The following is a 19,426-nucleotide window of genomic DNA, read 5'->3' as shown; positions in this document are numbered from 1 at the left end:
TCCCTCAAGTGCTCCTGACCTCGTTGCTTGTACAGGTGGGCGGCCGCTGGTCTCAGATACAAGTGCGGCCCGAGTCGGCGGGACGCTACTGTTCACCCGTGCCGCGAGATCCGAACTCCGTGGTTGACCGCGGCGCCGGGTGCCTGCTCGGCGGCGCTCTCGGTGATGCGCTCGGCGCACCGGTGCAGTACCTGGGCTGGGCGGACATCCAGCGCGAACACGGCACCGAGGGCGTACTGGCGCCGCCGAAGCCCGCCCTGGTCACCGACGACACCCAGCTGACGCTCTTCACCGCCGACGGGTACCTGCGCGCCTGGGTGCGCGGGAAGCACACCGGCGAGTGGCAGCCGTCGGACATGGTCTGGCACAGCTACCGGCGCTGGCTGGTCACCCAGCAGCAACCGGCCCCTGAGCACAACGCGGTGGGGCTGCTGGCGGACGAACGGCTCTACGAGAGCCGCTCGCCCGGTCTGACGTGCCTGCGCGCGCTGGCCGCCGAGACACCGTCCACTCCGGAGAACCCGCACAACGAGTCCTCCGGCTGCAACGGCGTCACCCGCACCGCGCCCGCCGGTTTCGCGCCGTCCGCGGCCATCGCCTACGACCTGGGCTGCCGGTTCGCGGCGCTCACCCACGGCGGCACCGGCGGCTGGGTCTCCGGTGGCGCGCTGGCGCTGCTGGTGCACCTGCTCGCGGTGAAGGGCCGCCCGTTGCGCGAGGCGATCGACCAGGTCATCGGCCGGGTGCTGCGCGACGACACGTACACGGCGACGGTGCTGACCCGCGCGGTCGTGCTGGCCGAGGAACACGACGGCGCCACCCCGGTGCGGGTCGACCGGCTCGGCAGCGGCTGGACCGGCCCCGAGGCGCTGGCCATCGCCGTCTACACCGTGCTGACGCACCCGAAGCCGGTGCAGTTCGTCGACGCGATGCGGGCCGCGGCCAACCACTCCGGCGGCAGTGACGCGACGGCGGCGCTGACCGGGAACGTCCTCGGCGCGCTGCACGGCACCGACGCGCTGCCGCGGGACTGGCTGGTCGGGCTGGAGCTGGTGGACGTGCTGGACACGATGGGCCGCGACCTCGGCCGGTCCGCGGTGAACGCCGAGTTCGACGAACACCGCTACGTCTGACCGGAAACGTTGTGCGAGTTCGTGCCGGTCGTCCGGTCACCCGCTCGTGCCGGAATCGGCGAAGCCCATTTCGGTGCGAGCGAGTCGGGCGGACGACCGGCTTCTCGACGAACTCGCCGCGCGAGCGAGCGAGCGCCGACGAACACAGAAAAGGTCTTGGGTGCGCGCTCCCGAATAGCGCGTACCCAAGACCGTTTCGCACGAGTGTTGGTCGACAGCTGGCCTGGTCTCACCCCGAGCGCGAGCCCCGCGTCAGCTCTTGATCAACGAAATGTGCCCCGGAGATCAAAGCCCCGTTGTGCCGGGATGTTAACAGATGTGTACCGGAAGTCCAGGACTCCGGTGCACCCGCCGATCTTCGTCGACGACGAGCACCTCGCAGTCCGGCTGCGCGGCAGCCCACTCGATCCCTTCTCTCCCAAGGGAGAACGCCGCGGTGGCGGTGGTGTCCGCGATCGCCAGGTCGGCCGCGACGACTGTGACCGAAAGCAACCCGCGCACCGGCTCGCCGGTGCGGCCGTCGAGGATGTGCTGCCCGCGCTCGTACAACGCCGACGTGGCAACGGCTCCGTCGCGCACGCCGAGCACAGCGCACAGCGCGTCGGCCTGGTCGGGGTGCCGAACGCCGACGCGCCAAGGCTTTCCGGGTTCCGGCTCGCCGGCGACCACGACGTCGCCGCCCGCGTTGATGCAGAACCGCCCGGCCCCGGCGGCCCGCAGCAGGTCGGCGGCGCGCTGCACGGCCCAGCCCTTCACGACCGCGCACGGGTCGAGGCCGCGGCCCGGCACCCGTGCCGTGAACGCGCCGCCGGTCGAGGTCTCGTACCAGTCGCACAGGTCGAGCACCTCGACGAGGTCCGGGGTGAGGTCCCGCGCGGTGAGCTCGCCCCGGTCGAGCCGCGAGACCTCGCTGTCCGGCTTGAACGGCGAGAACCGCGCGTCCGCGTCCCGCAGTGAGGCGAACACCAGCTCGGCCAGCTCGTCGTCACCGTCGCGCAGGTCCACCGAGATCGGCAGGCCCATGATCTGCTCGACGCGTCGCAGGGTTCGCACCCCTACCTCGCCGAGTCGAGCGCGGCCTGCAGCGACCGCTTGTAGCCCTCGGAGGTCGCGGTGGCACCGGAGACCGTGTCGATGTCGGCGCTCTGGGCCTTCAACGCCTCCTGGCGCAGGATCGGCAGCGCCGTCCTGGTCGGGTTGGAGTTGGGTGCCCGCACCGCCTTCACGTCGGTGATCCTCGTGCCCTGGAACGTGACCTGGACCTGCACGGTGCCCTCGTCGGTCTGCACCGCAGGCCCGGAGACGGTCCTGGCCTGGTCCTGGTCCTGCTGCTGCGGCTGGGTCGTCGGCGCGGCGGCGGCGGAGGTCCTGGGCGCCCCGGTCTGCGGCGCGGTCGACCGGGGTGCGGTCGTCGTCGGCGGGGCCTGGCCCTGCGCCGGGGTCTCCGGTGCGGCGGCGGCCTCGTTGATCTCACCCTCGTGCGCCGCGCCGGGTTGGTACAGCCACACCGGCACGAGTCCGGCGACGCTGAGCACCAGTGCGGGGATCGCCCTCTTCACGTCGAACCCTCTCAGTCGGCCAGCGCGAAACGCTCGGCGTGGACCTGACCCGACGGCACTCCCAGCTCGTCGAGGCTGCGGACGACGGCGTCGGTCATGCCGTTCGGGCCGCAGATGAACACGTCGCGGTCGGCCACGTCGGGGACCAGCGCGGCGATGTTCTCCGGGCCGAGCAGCGGCCCGTTGGCGGTGGTGGTCCCGGAGGAACCGGTGACCAGCCGCAGCACCGCCCCCTTGGAGCGGGCGAGGCCTTCGAGCTCGCGCAGCAGCACGGCCTCGCGCGGGTCGCTCACCCGGTACAGCACCACGACGTGGCCCTTGATCTCCTCCAGCAGCGCGCGGATCGGCGTGACGCCGACGCCACCGGCGACGAGCAGCGCGTTCGGCCTGGTCTGGTGCATGGTCGTGAAGGCGCCGTACGGGCCCTCGGCGAACACGCGGGTGCCGACCCGGACGTTGCGGAGGTCGGCGCTGCCGGTGCCCAGTGCCTTCGCGGTGAGGCGCAGGTACTTGCCGTTCGGTGCCGCGGACAGCGAGAACGGGTTGGCCTGCCACCAGCGGTCCTTGGTCAGGAAGCGCCACAGGAAGAACTGGCCCGCCTTCGCACCGAGCCGGTCGAGGTCCCTGCCCTCGACGTAGACGGAGACGACGTTGTGCGCCTCGGGCACCACGGCGGCGACGCGGAACCGGTGGCGCCGGTTGCGCCAGAGCGGGAGCACGAGCCGGCCGGCGACCACGGCGCCGATCGCGAACGTCCACAGCGCCCACCAGTAGGCGGTGGCCAGCTCGGACTTGCGGAACGTGCTGCCGACCGCGACCTGGTGCGTGAACGCGAGGAAGATCGCGACGTAGGTGTAGAGGTGGATGAAGTGCCAGGTCTCGTAGGCCATCCGGCGCCGGGCGAACCGGGCGGACACCACGCCGACGACCATGATGACCACCCACGCGACCAGCGCGCGGAGGATGCCTTCGAGCTCGGTGGCCTGCCGGACGACCTCCGCGACCGGGCCGTCCGGGCCCGCGTTGCCGAAGGCGATGAACGTCAGGTGCCCGACGAGCATCCAGAAGATCGTGAAGCCCACCCAGCGGTGCCACGAGGTGAGCTTGTCCATGCCGAGCCGCCGGTCGAGCCACGGCAGCCGCGCGATCAGCAGCAGCTGGAACGCCATCGCGAGCGCGCCGTACAGCCCGGTCAGCCGGCCGAGGTTGACCAGCTTGTTCGAGCCGACGCCGGCCGCGTTGAACAGGTAGGTGACGAACGCCGCGTTGGCCAGGAGGAAGACGCAGAGGCCGGCTTTGGCCAGCGCCCTGTGCGGCGTCGCACGCCCGGCAGCGGCCGGCCGCGCGGGAGGCTGCAGGGTGGTCGTCACGGTGGGCTCCTCGGTCGGGCGGTCTCGTCGATCTCGGTGGTCTTCCTCGATCCTCAGCGTCCGAGCTGTGGCCCCGCTTTGCCCGGGCTGTCGACTTCCTGTCGATCGAGCGGGCGGGGCACCAGGTGACGCACCATGAGCACGTGGACAAGGGCAACTCGGTTCGACTGCTCGTCGTGGACGACGAGCCGCACATCGCTGACCTGGTCGCGACGGTCGCGCGCTACGAGGGCTGGACGGCCTCGACGGCGCACAACGGCGAGGACGCGCTCAGAACGGCAGCCGAGTTCCAGCCGGACATCGTCGTGCTCGACCTGATGCTCCCCGACCTCGACGGCTTCACGGTCCTGGACCGGATGCGGTCGGCCGGTGCGATGGTGCCGGTGGTGTTCCTGACCGCGCGCGACGGCACCGCGGACCGGGTCGCGGGCCTCACCCGCGGTGGTGACGACTACCTCGTGAAGCCGTTCTCGGTCGAGGAGCTGATGGCCCGGCTGCGGGCGGTGCTGCGGCGCTCCACCGGGCCGTCGTGGAAGCGGTCGGTGCTGAAGGTCGCCGACCTGGTGCTGGACGAGGACACCCGCGAGGTCCGCCGCGGCGGCAAGCTCGTCACGCTGACGCCGACCGAGTACGAGCTGCTGCGGTACCTGATGCGGCGCTCCCCCGCCGTGCTGACCAAGGCGCAGATCCTCGACCACGTGTGGGAGTACGACTTCGGCGGCCGGTCCAACGTGGTCGAGCTGGTCATCTCACACCTGCGCCGCAAGCTCGACGACGGCCGCGAACCGTTGATCCACACCGTGCGCGGCGTGGGGTACGTGCTGCGCCGAGCAGCGGAATGAAGCCGCTGAGCCGGTGGCGGCTGGGCACCCGCCTCGCACTCGCACTCGGCGCGCTGGCGCTCACGGTGTTCGTGATCGTCGGCTGGGTCATGGTCGCCTCGATGCAGACGTTCCTCGACCGGCGGCTCGACGACCAGATGGCGATCAGCCAGCAGGGCGCTGCCAACGAGGTCAAGGCGCACTGGCGGGTCGGCAAGATCCCGCCGGACTGGTACGCGGTCGTCTACGTGAAGCAGGACGGCGAGCTGCGGCCCCAGCCCGGTGACCAGCAGCCCGCCGACCGCGCGGAGTTCGACGCGCTCGCGCGGAAGGCGCTGAACGGGGACACGTTCGAGACCGAGTACCTGCGCGGCGACGGCAAGTTCCGGCTGCGCGCGTGCCAGATCGTCAAGGACGAGATCGTGCTGGTCAGCGGTGCCCCGATGGATGACAGGGACGGCACGCTGTCGCAGCTCATCACGGTCGGCGTGATCGCGTTCCTGGCCGCGCTGGTCGCGTTGGTCGTGGGCGGTCAGGCGTTGATCCGCAAGGGCATGCGGCCGTTGTCGGACATGGCCGACACCGCGCACGACATCTCCTCGCACGACCTGACCGACTCGAACCGCCTGGCGGTGCGGGTGAACGGCGCCGGCGGCGGGGTCGAGGTCGAGGAGCTGCGCGAGGCGTTCAACACCATGCTGGCGCACATCGACTCGTCGCTGGCCGCGCGCACGGCCGCCGAGCAGCGGCTGCGCCGGTTCATCGCCGACGCCTCGCACGAGCTGCGCACGCCGCTGACGTCGTTGCGCGGTTACGCGGACCTCTTCCGGTACGCGGCGGCCAACGAGCCGGGCGAACGCGAGCAGCACCTGGAGAAGCTGCGGTCGGAGGCGGCGCGGATGAGCGTGCTGCTCGACGACCTGCTGCTGCTGGCCCGCCTGGACTCCGCGGCGACCGAACCGCCGTTGCGCGTCGAGGAGCTGGACCTGGCGGTCGTGGCGGACGCGGCCGCCGACGCGTTCCGGGCGGCCCGTCCGACGCACGGGCTGGAGGTCGACGCGGACACGGTGACCATGGCCGCCGACCCGACCCGGTTGCGGCAGGTGCTCGACAACCTGCTGACCAACGCGGCCGTGCACACCCCGCCCGGCACGCTGGTGTCGTTGCGGGTGACGGCGGAGGACGGCTCGGCGGTGATCAGGGTCTCCGACACCGGCCCCGGAATTCCGGAGGCGGACCAGGCGCGGATCTTCGACCGGTTTTACCGCGTCGACGACTCCCGCACCCGCCAGCGCGGCGGCTCCGGCCTCGGCCTCGCCGTCGTCCAGTCGCTCGTGCACGCCCACGGCGGCACCATCACCCTCGCCAGCCGCCCCGGCTCGACCATCTTCACAATCCGCCTCCCCCGCCACCGCTGACGGCACGCGGGGCCCTTTCGCACTCTCAGAGAGTACGAAAGCTCCCCGCGTGCGGTTCGGTCACTCGGCCTGGGAGCTCGGGGCCCAGAGGGGCACGCGGGAGTCCCGCGTGCCCCAGAGGGGAACGCGGGACTCCCGCGTGCCGGGGGATCATTCGGCTTGTGACGAAGGGGCCCAGAGGTCGATGCCCGATTCGACGGCGTACCTGTCGATCTCGGCGAGCTCGTCGTCGGTCAGCGGCGGGGCCTGCAGGGCGGCGAGGTTCTGCTCCAGCTGCCCGACCGACGAAGCGCCGATCAACGCCGAGGTGACCCGCGGGTCGCGGATCGTCCACGTCAGCGCGAGCTGCGCCAGCGACTGGCCGCGCGACTTCGCGATCTCGTTGAGCGACCGGATGCGGCCGAGGTTCTCCTCGGAGAGCAGGTCCGTGGACAGCGACTTGCCCTGCGTGGCGCGCGAGCCCTCGGGGATGCCGTCGAGGTAGCGGTCGGTCAGCATGCCCTGGGCGAGCGGCGAGAACGCGATGCAGCCGGCGCCGACCTCCTCCAGGGTGTCCAGCAGCTCCGGCTCGATCCAGCGGTTGAGCATCGAGTAGCTCGGCTGGTGGATCAGCAGCGGCACACCCGCGCTGCGCAGCAGCTCGGCCGCCTCGCGGGTCTTGGCCGGCGAGTACGACGAGATGCCGACGTAGAGCGCCTTGCCCTGCTGCACCGCGGACACGAGCGCGCCCATGGTCTCTTCCAGCGGCGTCTCCGGGTCGAACCGGTGCGAGTAGAAGATGTCGACGTAGTCGAGGCCCATGCGGGTCAGCGACTGGTCGAGCGAGCTCAGCAGGTACTTGCGGCTGCCCCACTCGCCGTACGGGCCGGGCCACATGTCGTAGCCGGCCTTCGTGGAGATGACGAGCTCGTCGCGGTACGGCCGGAGGTCGTCCTTCAGGATCTGCCCGAACGTGATCTCCGCGGAACCGTAGGGAGGTCCGTAGTTGTTGGCGAGGTCGAAGTGCGTGACACCGAGGTCGAACGCCCTGCGCGCGATGCCCCGGCCGGACTCGTACGGCCGGTCGCCGCCGAAGTTGTGCCACAGGCCGAGGGAGATGGCGGGCAGCTTGAGGCCGCTGCGTCCCGTGCGCCGGTAGGTCATCTGGTCGTAGCGCGCGCTATCCGCGAGGTAGGACATGATGCTCACAATGTCACGTCCCAGTAGGACGGAGCAGGACATGAATGGGCGGTCACGGCCTGTTCACCGGTGAACAGGATCAGTCTTGCGGCCGATCTCGCCATTCCCGTCCCGCGCCCCGAAGGCACACCGGGCGCCGAACTGGCGAACGGACCAGGCCGCCGGCGGCATGCGGAACCGCAATCGGCGGTTCGCCACGCTGTGTGCCGGAGCCATTACCGAACCCGGTCGCAATAGCCGGTGAAGTGCCTCCCGTGAATGCGACAGGGGCCCGCCCACCTGGGCGAACCCCCGTTGTCGAAGAGCCGGCGAGGGGAATCGAACCCCTAACCTTTCGCTTACAAGGCGAGTGCTCTGCCGATTGAGCTACGCCGGCCTGGCTCGTGTTCGCGAACATCGTAAGCGCCCGTTGCGGGAGCTACCTGCGGCGAACGGTCTGCTCTCAGTGTGATCGGATTGCTCCGACCGGAGGCGGACCAACCAACTGAGTGGCGCAAAGCGCCGAACCGCTCGCCTTGACCAGGTCAGGAGGGTAACCAACGGACAGTGATCATGTCCTCCTTTTCGGGTCGCCCGATCGGAGGTGGCCGACGCCACAGCAACGGCACGAGAACTTCCCACGATCACACGACGGAGGTGCGCGCGATTTACCCGAACAACCTGCACGGTCCCTCATTGCCCGACGACACCACGGTTCACCTGGTACTCGATCTCGCTCTCAAGATCGGCGAGGTCCAGATGGCCAGCGGAGCCGGCGCGGCGGACGTGACAGCCACGATCCTCTCGGTCACGGAGAGCTATGGGCTCCCGCACACCGAGGTCGACGTGATCTACACCTCCATCAGCGTGTCGTGCCACCGGGGAACGGCCGCACCACCGATCACCGCCGTCCGCGTCGTGCGGCAGCGCAGCCTCGACTACACCCGGCTCGCCGCCGTCGAGCACCTGGTGCGCAACCTCGGGCCGATCGAGGAGGCGCACTCGGAGCTCGAGCAGATCACCAACGCCCCGCACCCGTACCCGCGCTGGGTCGCCACGGCCGCGTGGGCCGGCATGGCGGCCTCGGTCGCGTTCCTGGTCGGCGGCGGGCTGTCGCTCGTGATCACCGCGGCCGTCGTCACGGCCGTGATCGACCGGGTCGGCCGGGTGCTGAACCGGCGCGCGCTGCCGTTCTTCTTCCAGCAGCTGGTCGGCGGCGCGCTCGCCACGGGGGCCGCGCTGACCGTGTACTGGACCGGGTTGCTGCCCGCGGTGCGGCCGAGTCTGCTGGTCGCGGTCGGGATCGTGGTGCTGCTGTCCGGGCTGGCGCTGGTCAGCACCGTGCAGGACGCGATCTCCGGCTACAACGTCACGGCCGCCGGGCGCACCGTCGAGACCGTGCTGCTCAGCGCCGGTCTGATCGCGGGTGTCGCGCTGGCCATCCGCACGGCCGTCCACTTCGGGCTGCCCATCCGGCTCAGCGACCCGCTGCCCGCGTTGATCTCGGCGGTGCCGATGCAGTTCGCGGCAGGCGCGGCGACCAGTGCGTTCTTCGCGCTCGCCTGCTATGCCCGGCCGCGTGCGCTGGTGGCCGCCGCGGTGTCCGGTGCAATCGGCACGGCCTCCTACGGCCTCGCCACGAGCTTCGGGGTGGACGCGCTGCTCGCGTCGGCGGTGGCGGCCGCGATCACCGGGTTCGGCGGCGCGACGATGACCCGCAGGCTGCGCATTCCGACGCTGGTCGTGGTGCAGGCGGGCGTGGTGCCGCTGCTACCGGGCTGGACCACCTACCGCGGCCTGTTCCAGCTGACCGCGGAGGGCGACCCGGCCGGGCTGAGCACGCTCGTCTTCGCGAGTGGCATTGCTCTCGCCCTGGCCGGTGGGGTGGTGTTCGGCGAGTACCTGGCGCAGCCGGTGCGCACCGGACTGGGCCGTTTGGAGCGCAAGTTCGCTGGTCCGCGCATGTCCGGTCCGCTCAAACCCACGAAGCGTCGGTTGGAGTGAAACCCGCTGTGACGGGGGTTACACGACACGCCGAGGGAGCGCGACCGCACTAGCCTCAGAAATGTGAGCATGGACATTGGCGAGAACGGGGCGGAATTCGTAGTCGTGGCCAACCGGCTGCCGGTTGACCTGGAGCGCTTGCCCGACGGAACCGAACGGTGGAAGCACAGCCCCGGCGGGCTGGTCAGCGCGCTCGAACCGTTCCTCCGCTCACACAGCGGCGCCTGGGTCGGCTGGCCGGGGGTCGCCGACGCCGACGTGTCGCCCTTCGAGGACGACGGCCTGCTGCTGCACCCGGTGTCGCTGTCGGCCAAGGAGGTCGAGGACTACTACGAGGGGTTCTCGAACGGCACCCTCTGGCCGCTCTACCACGACGTCGTGGCGCAGCCGGCGTTCCACCGGCACTGGTGGAACGCCTACGTGAAGGTCAACCAGCGGTTCGCCGACGCGACCGCGAAGGTGGCCGCCCAGGGCGCGACGGTGTGGGTGCAGGACTACCAGCTGCAGCTGGTCCCGGCGATGCTGCGCGAGCAGCGGCCCGACCTGAAGATCGGCTTCTTCCTGCACATCCCGTTCCCGCCGGTCGAGCTGTTCATGCAGCTCCCGTGGCGCACGGAGATCATCCGCGGGCTGCTCGGCGCCGACCTGGTCGGTTTCCACCGGCCCGGCGGCGCGCAGAACTTCCTGTGGCTGGCCCGGCGCCTGGTGGGCCTGGAGCCGAGCCGCGGCACCGTCGGCGTGCGGACCCGGCCGGGTGTGGTCCAGGTCGGTGACCGCACGGTGCGCGTGGGCGCGTTCCCGATCTCCATCGACAGCGCCGGCCTCGACGCGGTCGCGCGCAAGAAGGAGACCCAGGCCCGCGCGAAGCAGATCCGCGAGGACCTCGGCAACCCGAAGCGCATCCTGCTGGGCGTGGACCGGCTCGACTACACCAAGGGCATCGACGTCCGGATCAGGGCCCTCTACGAGCTCATCGCGGACGGTCGGATCGACCCGGAGGACGTCGCGATGGTCCAGCTGGCCACGCCCAGCCGGGAGCGGGTCGACCACTACGTGACGATGCGCAAGGACATCGAGCAGTCGGTCGGCCGGATCAACGGCGAGTTCGGGCGGGTCGGCAAGCCCGTCGTGCACTACCTGCACCAGTCGGTGAACCGCGAGGAGCTCGTCGCGTTCATGAGCGCGGCGGACGTCATGGTCGTCACGCCCGTTCGGGACGGTATGAACCTCGTCTGCAAGGAGTACGTGGCCTGCCGATATGATCTTGGTGGAGCTCTGGTGCTCAGCGAGTTCGCCGGTGCAGCCGCTGAACTGACCAGTGCGTTCCTGGTGAACCCCCATGATCTGGACGGTGTCAAGAACGCATTGCAGGCCGCCCTCGACATCGATCCCGCCGAAGGCCGCCGTAGGATGCGCGCGCTGCGCCGCCAAGTCCTCACCCACGACGTTGACCGCTGGGCAAGGTCGTTCCTGGAGGCGCTGGGCACGCAGACCTCGGTCTGAATCCTTTCAGATCCCCTTGACCCATCGAGTGCTCCAGGAGGGGCGTTGACCGCCGAGGCCCTCCCCGCCGACCTGCGCCGCGCCATCGTGCAGCTGGCCCGTACCCCGCGACTGCTGGTCGCAAGCGACTACGACGGAACACTCGCGCCGATCGTGAGCGACCCGGAGGCGGCCCGTCCGCTGCCGGAGTCGGTGAACGCGCTGCGTTCACTCGCGTCGCTGCACGAGACGACGTCGGCCGTGATCTCCGGTCGCGCACTGCGCGACCTGGCCACCCTGTCCCGCCTGCCCGGCGAGGTCCACCTCGTCGGGTCCCACGGCTCCGAGTTCGACGTCGGCTTCGTGCACGCGCTCGACGCCGACGCCAAGGCGTTGCTGCGGCGCATCGAGGCCGAGCTCGACGAGATCGTCGACGGCCACGAGGGCGTGCAGCTGGAGGTCAAACCGGCCTCCGTCGCCGTGCACGTCCGCCGTGCCGCGTCCGAGGAGATCGGCGAGGCCGTCCTCGACGCCGTGCGCTCCGGCCCGTGCACGTGGGACGGCGTGCAGGTGACCGAGGGCAAGGCCGTCATCGAGCTGGCCGTCGTCGAGACCAACAAGGGCCACGCCCTCGACATCCTGCGCCACCAGGTCGGTGCGACCGCCGCGATCTTCCTCGGTGACGACGTCACCGACGAGAAGGCGTTCGCCCGCCTGACCGGCCCTGACGTGGGCATCCGCGTCGGCGCCGGCGAGTCGCTCGCCCAGTACCTGGTCGACGACCCGTCCGACGTGGCCACGGTGCTGGCGTTCCTGCTGGAGGAACGGCGCGCGTGGCTGCACGGCGACCAGGCCGTGCCGATCGAGCGCCTGACCATGCTCGCCAACGAGCGTTCCGTGGCCCTCGTGACCCCGGACGCCAAGATCAACTGGCTGTGCCACCCGGAGCCCGACTCGGCCGCGATCTTCGCGGACCTGCTCGGCGGACCGGCCGCGGGCCACTTCTCGATCAAGCCGGAGCACGGGTCGCTGCCGCTGGGCCAGCGCTACCTGCCGGGCACGATGATCGTGGAGACCCGCTGGTCGCGCCTGCTGGTCACGGACTACCTGGAGCACGACCTCGCCTCGCACCGCACCGACCTGGTGCGGCGCATCTCCGGCTCGACGAACGCGGTGATCACGTTCGCCCCGCGCCCGGAGTTCGGCCAGGTGCCGGTCAGGTTCATCCGCGAACGCGACGGCCTGCGCGTGGTCGGCACCTCCGACCCGATGGTGCTGCGCTCCCCCGGCGTCGACTGGGAGATCACCTCGGACGGCGTGCAGGAGACCGCACGCGCCGTGGTCCGCCCCCGCGAGGGCGCCCCGGTGCTGCTGGAGCTGCGCTGCGGCACCGACGACATCTCCGAGCACGCGCTGGGCGAGTCGGTCCGCCGCGACCGCGCGGCCGGTTACTGGTCGGACTGGGCGGCGGGCCTGAACCTGCCGAAGGTGCAGACGGACCTCGTGCTGCGCTCGGCGCTGACGCTGCGCGGCCTGGTGCACAAGGACTCCGGCTCGATCATGGCCGCGGCGACCACGTCGCTGCCGGAGGAGCTCGGCGGCGTCCGCAACTGGGACTACCGCTACTGCTGGCTGCGCGACGGCGCGATGACCGCCGCCGCGCTGGTGTCGGTCGGCTCGTTCGCGGAGGCCGACGGCTTCCTGGGCTGGCTGCACGGCGTCTTGGAGACCATCCCGGGCCCGGAGCGCCTGCACCCGCTCTACACGCTGCACGGCACGCAACTCGGCGCCGAGGCCGTGATCGACACACTGCCCGGCTACGCGGGCTCCCGCCCGGTGCGCGTCGGCAACCTCGCGAACCAGCAGGTGCAGCTCGACGTGTTCGGCCCGGTCGTCGACCTGGTGGTGCAGCTGGCCTCGGCTCGCGGGTCGTTGTCGGACGCCGACTGGACGATGGTCCAAGCGATGGCCGAAGCGGTGTCGCGGCGCTGGCACGAGCCCGACCACGGCATCTGGGAGGAACGGCACGCGCCGCGCCACCACGTGTACTCGAAGGTCATGTGCTGGCTGACCATCGACCGCGCGATCAAGCTCGGCGAGCAGTTCGGCCGCGAGCTGGACCCGTCCTGGGTGCCGCTGCGCGACACGATCGCCACCGACGTGCTGAAGAACGGCTGGAACGACGAGGTCCAGTCGTTCACCACGGCCTACGACGGCGACGACCTCGACGCGGCCTCGCTGTTCGTCGGCCTGTCCGGCCTGATCGACCCGGCCGACGAGCGGTTCCAGTCGACGGTGACCGCCATCGAGGCAGAGCTGCGCTCCGGCTCGACGGTGTACCGCTACCACCGCGACGACGGCCTGCCGGGCGACGAGGGCGGCTTCCACCTCTGCGCCGCCTGGATGATCGAGGCGTACCTGCTCACCGGCAGGCGCACCGAGGCCGAGGAGCTGTTCGGCCAGATCGTCGCCGCGGCCGGCCCGACCGGCCTGCTGCCGGAGGAGTACGACCCGATCGCGGAACGCTCGCTGGGCAACCACCCGCAGGCGTACTCGCACCTCGGCCTGATCAGGTGCGCGCAGCTGCTGTCGCAGTAGGGGATCTTCTTCGCAAGTGCCGCCGCGGTCGTGCTCCTACGGCCGCGGCGGCACTTTTTCGATGACCGTCGCCGTCCCCGGTGACCGGCCCAGCAGCGAGATCCGGTCCCCCTTCGCCAGGTGCGCCCAGGCTGTGGGGACGAACGGGCGCAGGCGGGCCGTGGCACGTTCCCCGGCGTACAACGTCGGCTTGGACTCGATCCACAGCGCGGCGACCCGTTCGTCGCCGGTCAGGTCCCAGGTCGGGCGCTGGTTGCGCGCTTCCAGGGGCTCCGCGTCGTGCGCGAGCGTCAGCTGCACCCGCAACAGGCCTTGGATCGACTCCACGCACCGCCACTGGAACCAGGCCTCGTCCTGGTCCAGCTCCGTCGCCGCCTCCGCGAGGAGGGCCCAGAAGCGCGGCGTCTGCCAGGTGTTGCCGGGGTGGTCGCCCAGGAGGTCGAGGACCAGGTCCCACTCCTCGTGGTCGAGGTAGTCGAGCAGGTCCTCGGACCGCACGTCGGCGGGCACCTGCGCGGCGGCCAGGCGCAGCAGCTCGCCGACCTCGTGGTCGTGTCTCCCCAGCACGTGGGGTATTCGATCACCTCGGGTGGGTGGGGGTGATGGCGTCCCCCGGTTGCGGTGACGGATGCCGGTTCGGCGTAGGCCGGTGGTTGCGGTGGGTGGTCGCGTTGCGGTGGGCAACCTCGCCTCTGCGCGGTCTCGCCCGAGGCACCCCGAACGCCGCGCCCGCGAGACGCTCAGCGGTGCGATCGGTGCGATCGGTGCGATCGGCTGCGGGGCTAGTCGTCGTCCTCCGGCTTGTCCTTGCCGCCACCACCGCCACCCCCGCCGCTGCGACGGCGGTTCAGGCCCAGCACCTCCAGCGCCGACACCAGGTCGTTGGCCACCAGCGCGCGCACGCCGTCGGGCAGGGGGCCGTGGTCCGGGGGGACGAGGGCCTTCTTGAAGCCGAGGCGCGCGGCCTCCTGGAGGCGTTTGCCGACGCCGTTCACGCGGCGGATCTCGCCGGCCAGGCCTACCTCGCCGAGGACCACCAGGTCCGCGGGGAGGGCGATCTCGCGTTCCGCGGAGGCCACGGCCAGGACGACGGCCAGGTCTGCCGCGGGTTCCACGAGGCGCATGCCGCCGACGGTCGCCGTGAACACGTCCTTCTGGAACAGGTTGACCTTGCCGCGCTTCTCCAGGACCGCGAGGGCCATGGAGATGCGGGCTGAGTCGAGGCCGCTCACCGCGCGGCGGGGTGCGGGGAGGTTCGTCTTGGCGACCAGGGCCTGCACCTCGCCGAGCATGGGGCGCTTGCCCTCGACGATGACGGTGACGCAGGTGCCCTCCACGGCCTTCTCGCGGCGGGTCAGGAAGAGGCCGGAGGGGTCGGGGACGCCGACGATGCCGTCGTCGCGCAGCTCGAAGCAGCCGACCTCGTCGGCGGCGCCGTAGCGGTTCTTGATGCCGCGCAGCAGGCGCAGGGACGAGTGGCGGTCGCCTTCGAACTGCAGGACCACGTCCACGAGGTGTTCGAGGACGCGGGGGCCGGCCACCGAGCCGTCCTTCGTCACGTGGCCCACCAGGACCACGGGCAGGCCGCGTTCCTTGGCCATGGCGATCAGGCCGGACGCGACGGTGCGGACCTGGGTCACGCCGCCGGGCACGCCCTCCACGCTCACCGTCGACATGGTCTGGATGGAGTCGACGATCAGCATCGCCGGTTTCACCGCGTCGACCTGGCCCAGGAGCGCGCTCAGCTCCGACTCGGCGGCCAGGTACATCTCGGGGTGGAGGTTGCCGGTGCGTTCGGCGCGCAGGCGGACCTGGCCCGCGGACTCCTCACCGGTCACGTAGAGGCAGCGGCCGTGGGACTCGGCCCAGCGGTGCGCGGTCTCCAGCAGCAGGGTCGACTTGCCGACGCCCGGTTCACCCGCCAGCAGCACGACCGCGCCGGGCACCAGGCCGCCGCCCAGGACCCGGTCGAACTCGCTCACGCCCGTCGACAGGGCGCGGGCGGACTCGATGTCCACCTCGCCGATCGGGCGGGCCGTCGACGTGGGGGCGCCGGCCACCACGCGGGTCACCGACGCGGTGCCGCGTTCCTCGATGCTGCCCCACGCCTGGCACTCGGGGCAGCGGCCGAACCACTTCGCCACCTCGTGCCCGCACTCGGCACAACGGAAGATCGGCCGCGCTGTCTTCGCCACGGGTCGAACGGTAGAGCACGGCACCGACAGAAACCGGAAGACCCAGCTCAGAGGGGGTTGCAGAAGAAACTTCCAAGATTCTTCTGCAGGCTTGTCGATCCGGAGTGGTGGCCGTTCGACGCATCAGTGGAAGGACCCGACAGCCACCGAGGAGACCGCAATGACCACCACCACCGCGACCCGCCCCGCCACCAAGGTGAACGCCGGCCGCTACGCCACCGCCGTCACCCGCGTGCTGATCGGCCTGCTCTACACCACGACCGGCTTGAACGGGTTCCTGAACTTCATGCCCGCACCCGATCCCAGCACGCTCGCGGGGGCGGGGGTGAAGTTCAGCGGGGCGCTCTACGAGACGGGCTACATGCTGCAGCTGACCTCGGCCACGCAGCTCGTGGCGGGCCTGCTGCTCGTCGTCGGCCGGTTCGTGCCGCTGGCGCTCGCGCTGCTCGCTCCGGTCGTGGTGAACATCTTCCTGTTCCACGTGTTCCTGGAGCCCAGCGGCCTCGTGACGGCGCTCGTCGTCATCGCCGCGGAGATCGGGCTGGCGTGGGCCTACCGCGACCGGTTCCGCCCGATGCTCCAGGCGCGCTGAGAGCCCCCGGAACGCGAACGCCGCCCCCGGGAGGCCCGGGAGCGGCGTTTCAGCGTTCAGCAGCGACGGCCGAGGACTCAGTGGCCGCCGTCGTGGCCTTCGCTGACGCGCTTGTGGTCCGAAGGCGCCACCGGCACCTCCAGCGTCACGGAACCGGCCTTCTCGAACAGGAACGTCAGCTTCACCGTCTGCGCGGCGGTCACGTCCCTGTTCAGCTTCTTGAGCGTGCAGCGGATCTGCAGCACCTCGAGCGACTGGTCGTGCGCGGCCGACGACGAGGTCGGCGACACGGACGACGAGCCCGACGGGCTGCCGGAGGACGACGCGGCCGACGAGGACGCGACCGAACCGGAGGTCGGGGCACCCGAGGACGGCGAGCCGGTGGTCGACGGCGCACCCGAGGACGGCGCACCCGACGACGGGGTCAGCGACACCGACGAGGACGACTGCGACGACGAGGACGGCGACGAGGTCTTGGACGGCGCGTGGGACGCGTCGTACTCGGCGCGCAGCGCGTACTGGGCCGGGACGTCCTTGCTGCCGACGATCTCCAGCTCGGACCCGGAGGCCTCGGACTTGATCGACAGCAGCTTGTCCGGGTCGTTGCCGGTGTTCGCGATGACGAACGTCAGCGGCACGTCCTCGCCCTCGCGGTACCGGTTGCCGTCCGGCGGGAAGGCCAGCATGGCGTTGCGGACCGCCATCGGGCCCGCGTTGCCGCTCGCACCGTCGACGGCGGCGACCTGGGTGTCGGTCTGGGTGATCTGACCGGCGCTGCAGCCGACCGCCACCAGGCCGAGGCCCGCGGCCAGCGCTGCCGTCACGATCATCCGGCGAGACACTCCTGAGTTCACGGCTCCAGCGTCCTTCCTAGGGAACAACCACCAGGCAAAGAGCCTAACCGGGGCCCGGAAAGCCGACTCGACGTGGTGCCAATCGATCTTGTGTGGCCGCTACGTTGCACGCGAACAGGTGGTTTGTCAACCCCCCGCGCGGCCCTGACCAGCGCTAACGGATCATCGAGCGGCGCGGGAAGGGTTGCCGGACGTGTTAGGATGGAGGAAGCGAAAGGGGCAGAGGACACATGGTTTTCAAGGTCGGAGAGACCGTCGTCTACCCGCACCACGGTGCCGCTCTCATCGAAGCAATCGAGACCCGCGTTATCAAGGGCGAGGAGAAGAAGTACCTCGTCCTCAAGGTGGCGCAGGGCGACCTCACCGTTCGGGTTCCCGCTGACAACGCCGAGATCGTCGGCGTGCGTGACGTTGTCGGCCAGGAGGGACTCGACCGGGTCTTCGAGGTCTTGCGCGCTCCCCACACCGAGGAGCCGACCAACTGGTCTCGGCGGTACAAGGCCAACCTTGAGAAGCTCGCCTCCGGCGACGTGAACAAGGTTGCGGAAGTGGTGCGCGACCTCTGGCGGCGCGAGAAGGATCGCGGTTTGTCCGCCGGCGAGAAGCGGATGCTGGCGAAGGCGCGGCAGATACTGGTCAGCGAGCTGGCGCTGGCCGAGGGCACCGACGAGGACAAGGCCGAGGTCCTCCTCGACGAAGTTCTCGCCACGGCCTCGTAGTTCTCGGCAGAACACACTGAGCATCGGATAACGCCGCACATGAGTGTTGTCGCGCTCGTGCCTGCGGCAGGGCGAGGTGAGCGCCTGGGCTACGGAATGCCCAAGGCGCTGGTACCGGTCAACGGAACACCGCTGTTGACCCGTGCCGTTCAGGGCCTGTTCGCGTCGGGTCAGGTCCAGCACGTCGTCATCGCAGCTCCACCGTCCGATGTGGACCAAGTGCACACCGCTACCGCCTCGCTGGCCCCGGCCGGCGGGGCGGTGCACGTGCTTTCAGGGGGCTCCGAACGCACCGACTCGGTGCGCCTCGCCCTTGACCACGCGCTCCGCGTGGTGCCCGACACCTCCATCGTGCTCGTCCACGACGCCGCTCGTGCGTTCACCCCTCCCGAGGTCATCGCCGGGGTCGTGGCCGCTGTGCGCGACGGTCACGACGCCGTCGTCCCGGTGTTGCCCGTCGCCGACACGATCAAACAGGTGGACGAGGTCGGAGTGGTCGTCTCCACGCCCGACCGTGCCGGCCTGCGGGTCGTGCAGACCCCGCAGGGTTTCCGCGTCGACGTTCTCAAAGCTGCCTATGGCTCCGGTGTCGCCGCGACTGATGACGCAGGTCTTGTGGAGAAGAACGGTGGCGAGGTCCACACGGTTCCCGGCCACGCGCACGCCATGAAGATCACCACGCCGTTCGACCTCGCGGTCGCGGCGGCACTGTTCGCGGGGGAACGAGAGTGAGAATCGGCCAGGGCGTCGACGTCCACCCGATCGAGGCAGGCCGTGAGTGCTGGGTCGCCGGGCTGCTGTGGGAGGGCGTGGACGGCTGCGCGGGCCACTCCGACGGTGACGTCGCCTCCCACGCGCTGTGCGACGCGCTGCTCTCCGCCGCTGGCCTGGGCGACCTGGGCGCGGTCTTCGGCACGTCGGACCCGCGCTGGTCGGGCGCCCACGGTGTGGTGCTGCTCACCGAGGTCCGCCGGCTCGTCGAGGAGGCCGGATACCGTGTGGGAAACGCCACAGTGCAGGTGATCGGCAACGCGCCGCGCATCGGCAAGCGCCGCGAGGAGGCGCAGGACGCGCTGTCCGCGGCCGTCGGCGGCCCGGTGTCGGTGGCCGGCACCACGACGGACGGCCTGGGTCTCACGGGTCGCGGCGAGGGCATCGCGGCGATCGCCACGGCACTGCTGGTGCCCGTCCCCTAGTCCGGCAGCCTGAGCACGGCCGTGCCGCCGTCCAGGTCGACCCGGCTCCTCGGCGGCGCCGCGTCGCCTTCCTCGTCGCGCAGCTGCCGCTCCTCCTTGCGGAACTCGACCTCGTCGCGCTTGCCCGGCTCGAACGTCGCGCCCAGCTCCCCGATGCCCGCGGTGGCCATCGGCGTGCCCTTCCTGCGGCGCACCACCCGTTCGACCACCGCCAACACGAACAGGGCCGCGACCAACGCCGGCAGGGACAGCGCGAAGAGGTAGCCCGGGCTCATGAACGGAGAACTTCCCGCCGGACGTGATGGTTCCCACCACTAGAGTTCGCGC

At 70.8% G+C, this 19,426-nt stretch carries 18 protein-coding genes and 1 tRNA gene; 10 read left to right on the top strand and 9 right to left on the bottom strand.

Annotated elements, in window-relative coordinates:
* The first annotated feature begins 98 nt into the window (after positions 1–98).
* Positions 99–1,133 (top strand): ADP-ribosylglycohydrolase family protein, encoded by a 1,035-nt coding sequence (locus ACZ7CH_RS15955; RefSeq protein WP_470369583.1) that lies wholly within the window; start codon positions 99–101, stop codon positions 1,131–1,133.
* Between the two features lie 309 nt (positions 1,134–1,442).
* Here ACZ7CH_RS15955 and ACZ7CH_RS15950 read toward each other — a convergent pair whose 3' ends face one another.
* From ACZ7CH_RS15950 to ACZ7CH_RS15940, 3 genes are read right to left on the bottom strand one after another with little or no spacing between them, the layout of a single operon-like run.
* Entirely contained in the window at positions 1,443–2,186 is a 744-nt protein-coding gene (locus ACZ7CH_RS15950; RefSeq protein ID WP_470374236.1) for an FAD:protein FMN transferase, read from the bottom strand.
* 2 nt (positions 2,187–2,188) lie between these two features.
* On the bottom strand, positions 2,189–2,692 hold the full coding sequence (locus ACZ7CH_RS15945) for an FMN-binding protein (protein WP_470374235.1): 504 nt from the start codon (positions 2,690–2,692) through the stop codon (positions 2,189–2,191).
* An 11-nt stretch (positions 2,693–2,703) separates the two neighbouring features.
* Entirely contained in the window at positions 2,704–4,062 is a 1,359-nt protein-coding gene (locus tag ACZ7CH_RS15940) for a ferredoxin reductase family protein (protein ID WP_470374234.1), read from the bottom strand.
* 143 nt (positions 4,063–4,205) lie between these two features.
* Between ACZ7CH_RS15940 and ACZ7CH_RS15935 the strand changes: the two genes are divergently transcribed.
* Together ACZ7CH_RS15935 and ACZ7CH_RS15930 are read left to right on the top strand one after the other, a co-directional pair.
* Entirely contained in the window at positions 4,206–4,904 is a 699-nt protein-coding gene (locus ACZ7CH_RS15935) for a response regulator transcription factor (protein WP_360385321.1), read from the top strand.
* Complete coding sequence (locus ACZ7CH_RS15930; protein ID WP_470369587.1) at positions 4,901–6,301, top strand: sensor histidine kinase; 1,401 nt, start codon at positions 4,901–4,903, stop codon at positions 6,299–6,301. Before ACZ7CH_RS15935 ends, ACZ7CH_RS15930 begins: the two co-directional genes overlap by 4 nt.
* Positions 6,302–6,451: 150 nt before the next feature.
* On the opposite strand, the gene mgrA is transcribed toward ACZ7CH_RS15930, so the two are convergent.
* A complete protein-coding gene (gene mgrA, locus ACZ7CH_RS15925) occupies positions 6,452–7,480 on the bottom strand; it encodes an L-glyceraldehyde 3-phosphate reductase (protein WP_458429608.1) in 1,029 nt (342 codons plus the stop codon).
* A gap of 303 nt (positions 7,481–7,783) precedes the next feature.
* Positions 7,784–7,856 (bottom strand) — tRNA-Thr (locus tag ACZ7CH_RS15920).
* Positions 7,857–8,155: 299 nt separating this feature from the next.
* Between ACZ7CH_RS15920 and ACZ7CH_RS15915 the strand changes: the two genes are divergently transcribed.
* The 3 genes from ACZ7CH_RS15915 (at position 8,156) to otsB (ending at position 13,543) form a co-directional block, all read left to right on the top strand.
* Positions 8,156–9,463, top strand: a complete 1,308-nt coding sequence (locus ACZ7CH_RS15915; RefSeq protein WP_470369589.1) for a threonine/serine exporter family protein — start codon at positions 8,156–8,158, stop codon at positions 9,461–9,463.
* 69 nt (positions 9,464–9,532) lie between these two features.
* Positions 9,533–10,966 carry an alpha,alpha-trehalose-phosphate synthase (UDP-forming) gene (locus ACZ7CH_RS15910; RefSeq protein ID WP_470369680.1) on the top strand — a complete coding sequence of 478 codons (1,434 nt, stop codon included), beginning with the start codon at positions 9,533–9,535 and terminating at the stop codon, positions 10,964–10,966.
* Positions 10,967–11,011: 45 nt separating this feature from the next.
* A complete protein-coding gene (otsB, locus tag ACZ7CH_RS15905; RefSeq protein WP_360385313.1) occupies positions 11,012–13,543 on the top strand; it encodes a trehalose-phosphatase in 2,532 nt (843 codons plus the stop codon).
* Positions 13,544–13,579: 36 nt separating this feature from the next.
* Here the strand turns inward: otsB and ACZ7CH_RS15900 are convergent, their stop codons facing one another.
* Positions 13,580–14,110 carry a hypothetical protein gene (locus ACZ7CH_RS15900; RefSeq protein WP_360385311.1) on the bottom strand — a complete coding sequence of 177 codons (531 nt, stop codon included), beginning with the start codon at positions 14,108–14,110 and terminating at the stop codon, positions 13,580–13,582.
* A gap of 215 nt (positions 14,111–14,325) precedes the next feature.
* Positions 14,326–15,738, bottom strand: a complete 1,413-nt coding sequence (gene radA, locus ACZ7CH_RS15895; RefSeq protein ID WP_470374233.1) for a DNA repair protein RadA — start codon at positions 15,736–15,738, stop codon at positions 14,326–14,328.
* A 160-nt stretch (positions 15,739–15,898) separates the two neighbouring features.
* Between radA and ACZ7CH_RS15890 the strand changes: the two genes are divergently transcribed.
* A complete protein-coding gene (locus ACZ7CH_RS15890; RefSeq protein ID WP_470374232.1) occupies positions 15,899–16,330 on the top strand; it encodes a hypothetical protein in 432 nt (143 codons plus the stop codon).
* 77 nt (positions 16,331–16,407) lie between these two features.
* On the opposite strand, the gene ACZ7CH_RS15885 is transcribed toward ACZ7CH_RS15890, so the two are convergent.
* The gene (locus ACZ7CH_RS15885; RefSeq protein ID WP_458429610.1) at positions 16,408–17,160 is read right to left on the bottom strand and encodes a copper chaperone PCu(A)C; all 753 of its coding nucleotides are present in this window, start codon (positions 17,158–17,160) and stop codon (positions 16,408–16,410) included.
* A gap of 254 nt (positions 17,161–17,414) precedes the next feature.
* Between ACZ7CH_RS15885 and ACZ7CH_RS15880 the strand changes: the two genes are divergently transcribed.
* From ACZ7CH_RS15880 to ispF, 3 genes are read left to right on the top strand one after another with little or no spacing between them, the layout of a single operon-like run.
* A complete protein-coding gene (locus tag ACZ7CH_RS15880; RefSeq protein ID WP_065915127.1) occupies positions 17,415–17,903 on the top strand; it encodes a CarD family transcriptional regulator in 489 nt (162 codons plus the stop codon).
* A 39-nt stretch (positions 17,904–17,942) separates the two neighbouring features.
* On the top strand, positions 17,943–18,635 hold the full coding sequence (gene ispD / locus ACZ7CH_RS15875) for a 2-C-methyl-D-erythritol 4-phosphate cytidylyltransferase (protein ID WP_360385302.1): 693 nt from the start codon (positions 17,943–17,945) through the stop codon (positions 18,633–18,635).
* Entirely contained in the window at positions 18,632–19,099 is a 468-nt protein-coding gene (gene ispF / locus ACZ7CH_RS15870) for a 2-C-methyl-D-erythritol 2,4-cyclodiphosphate synthase (RefSeq protein WP_360385300.1), read from the top strand. The genes ispD and ispF overlap by 4 nt, the downstream gene beginning before the upstream one ends.
* Here ispF and ACZ7CH_RS15865 read toward each other — a convergent pair.
* Positions 19,096–19,374, bottom strand: a complete 279-nt coding sequence (locus ACZ7CH_RS15865; RefSeq protein WP_360385298.1) for a DUF6191 domain-containing protein — start codon at positions 19,372–19,374, stop codon at positions 19,096–19,098. The genes ispF and ACZ7CH_RS15865 overlap by 4 nt on opposite strands.
* Positions 19,375–19,426 lie beyond the last annotated feature (52 nt).

It is taken from the genome of Lentzea sp. NPDC037011, from assembly GCF_055607425.1.
This window is presented reverse-complemented; position numbering and strand designations above follow the sequence as displayed.

What these genes read in the sequence shown, in the direction of transcription:
- ACZ7CH_RS15930 (WP_470369587.1), top strand. Translation starts at nt 4,901, where the DNA reads ATGAAGCCGCTGAGCCGGTGGCGGCTGGGCACCCGCCTCGCACTCGCA.
- mgrA (WP_458429608.1), bottom strand. Translation starts at nt 7,480, where the DNA reads ATGTCCTACCTCGCGGATAGCGCGCGCTACGACCAGATGACCTACCGG.
- ACZ7CH_RS15910 (WP_470369680.1), top strand. Translation starts at nt 9,533, where the DNA reads ATGGACATTGGCGAGAACGGGGCGGAATTCGTAGTCGTGGCCAACCGG.
- ACZ7CH_RS15890 (WP_470374232.1), top strand. Translation starts at nt 15,899, where the DNA reads ATGACCACCACCACCGCGACCCGCCCCGCCACCAAGGTGAACGCCGGC.
- ACZ7CH_RS15885 (WP_458429610.1), bottom strand. Translation starts at nt 17,160, where the DNA reads ATGATCGTGACGGCAGCGCTGGCCGCGGGCCTCGGCCTGGTGGCGGTC.
- ACZ7CH_RS15880 (WP_065915127.1), top strand. Translation starts at nt 17,415, where the DNA reads ATGGTTTTCAAGGTCGGAGAGACCGTCGTCTACCCGCACCACGGTGCC.
- ispD (WP_360385302.1), top strand. Translation starts at nt 17,943, where the DNA reads ATGAGTGTTGTCGCGCTCGTGCCTGCGGCAGGGCGAGGTGAGCGCCTG.
- ACZ7CH_RS15865 (WP_360385298.1), bottom strand. Translation starts at nt 19,374, where the DNA reads ATGAGCCCGGGCTACCTCTTCGCGCTGTCCCTGCCGGCGTTGGTCGCG.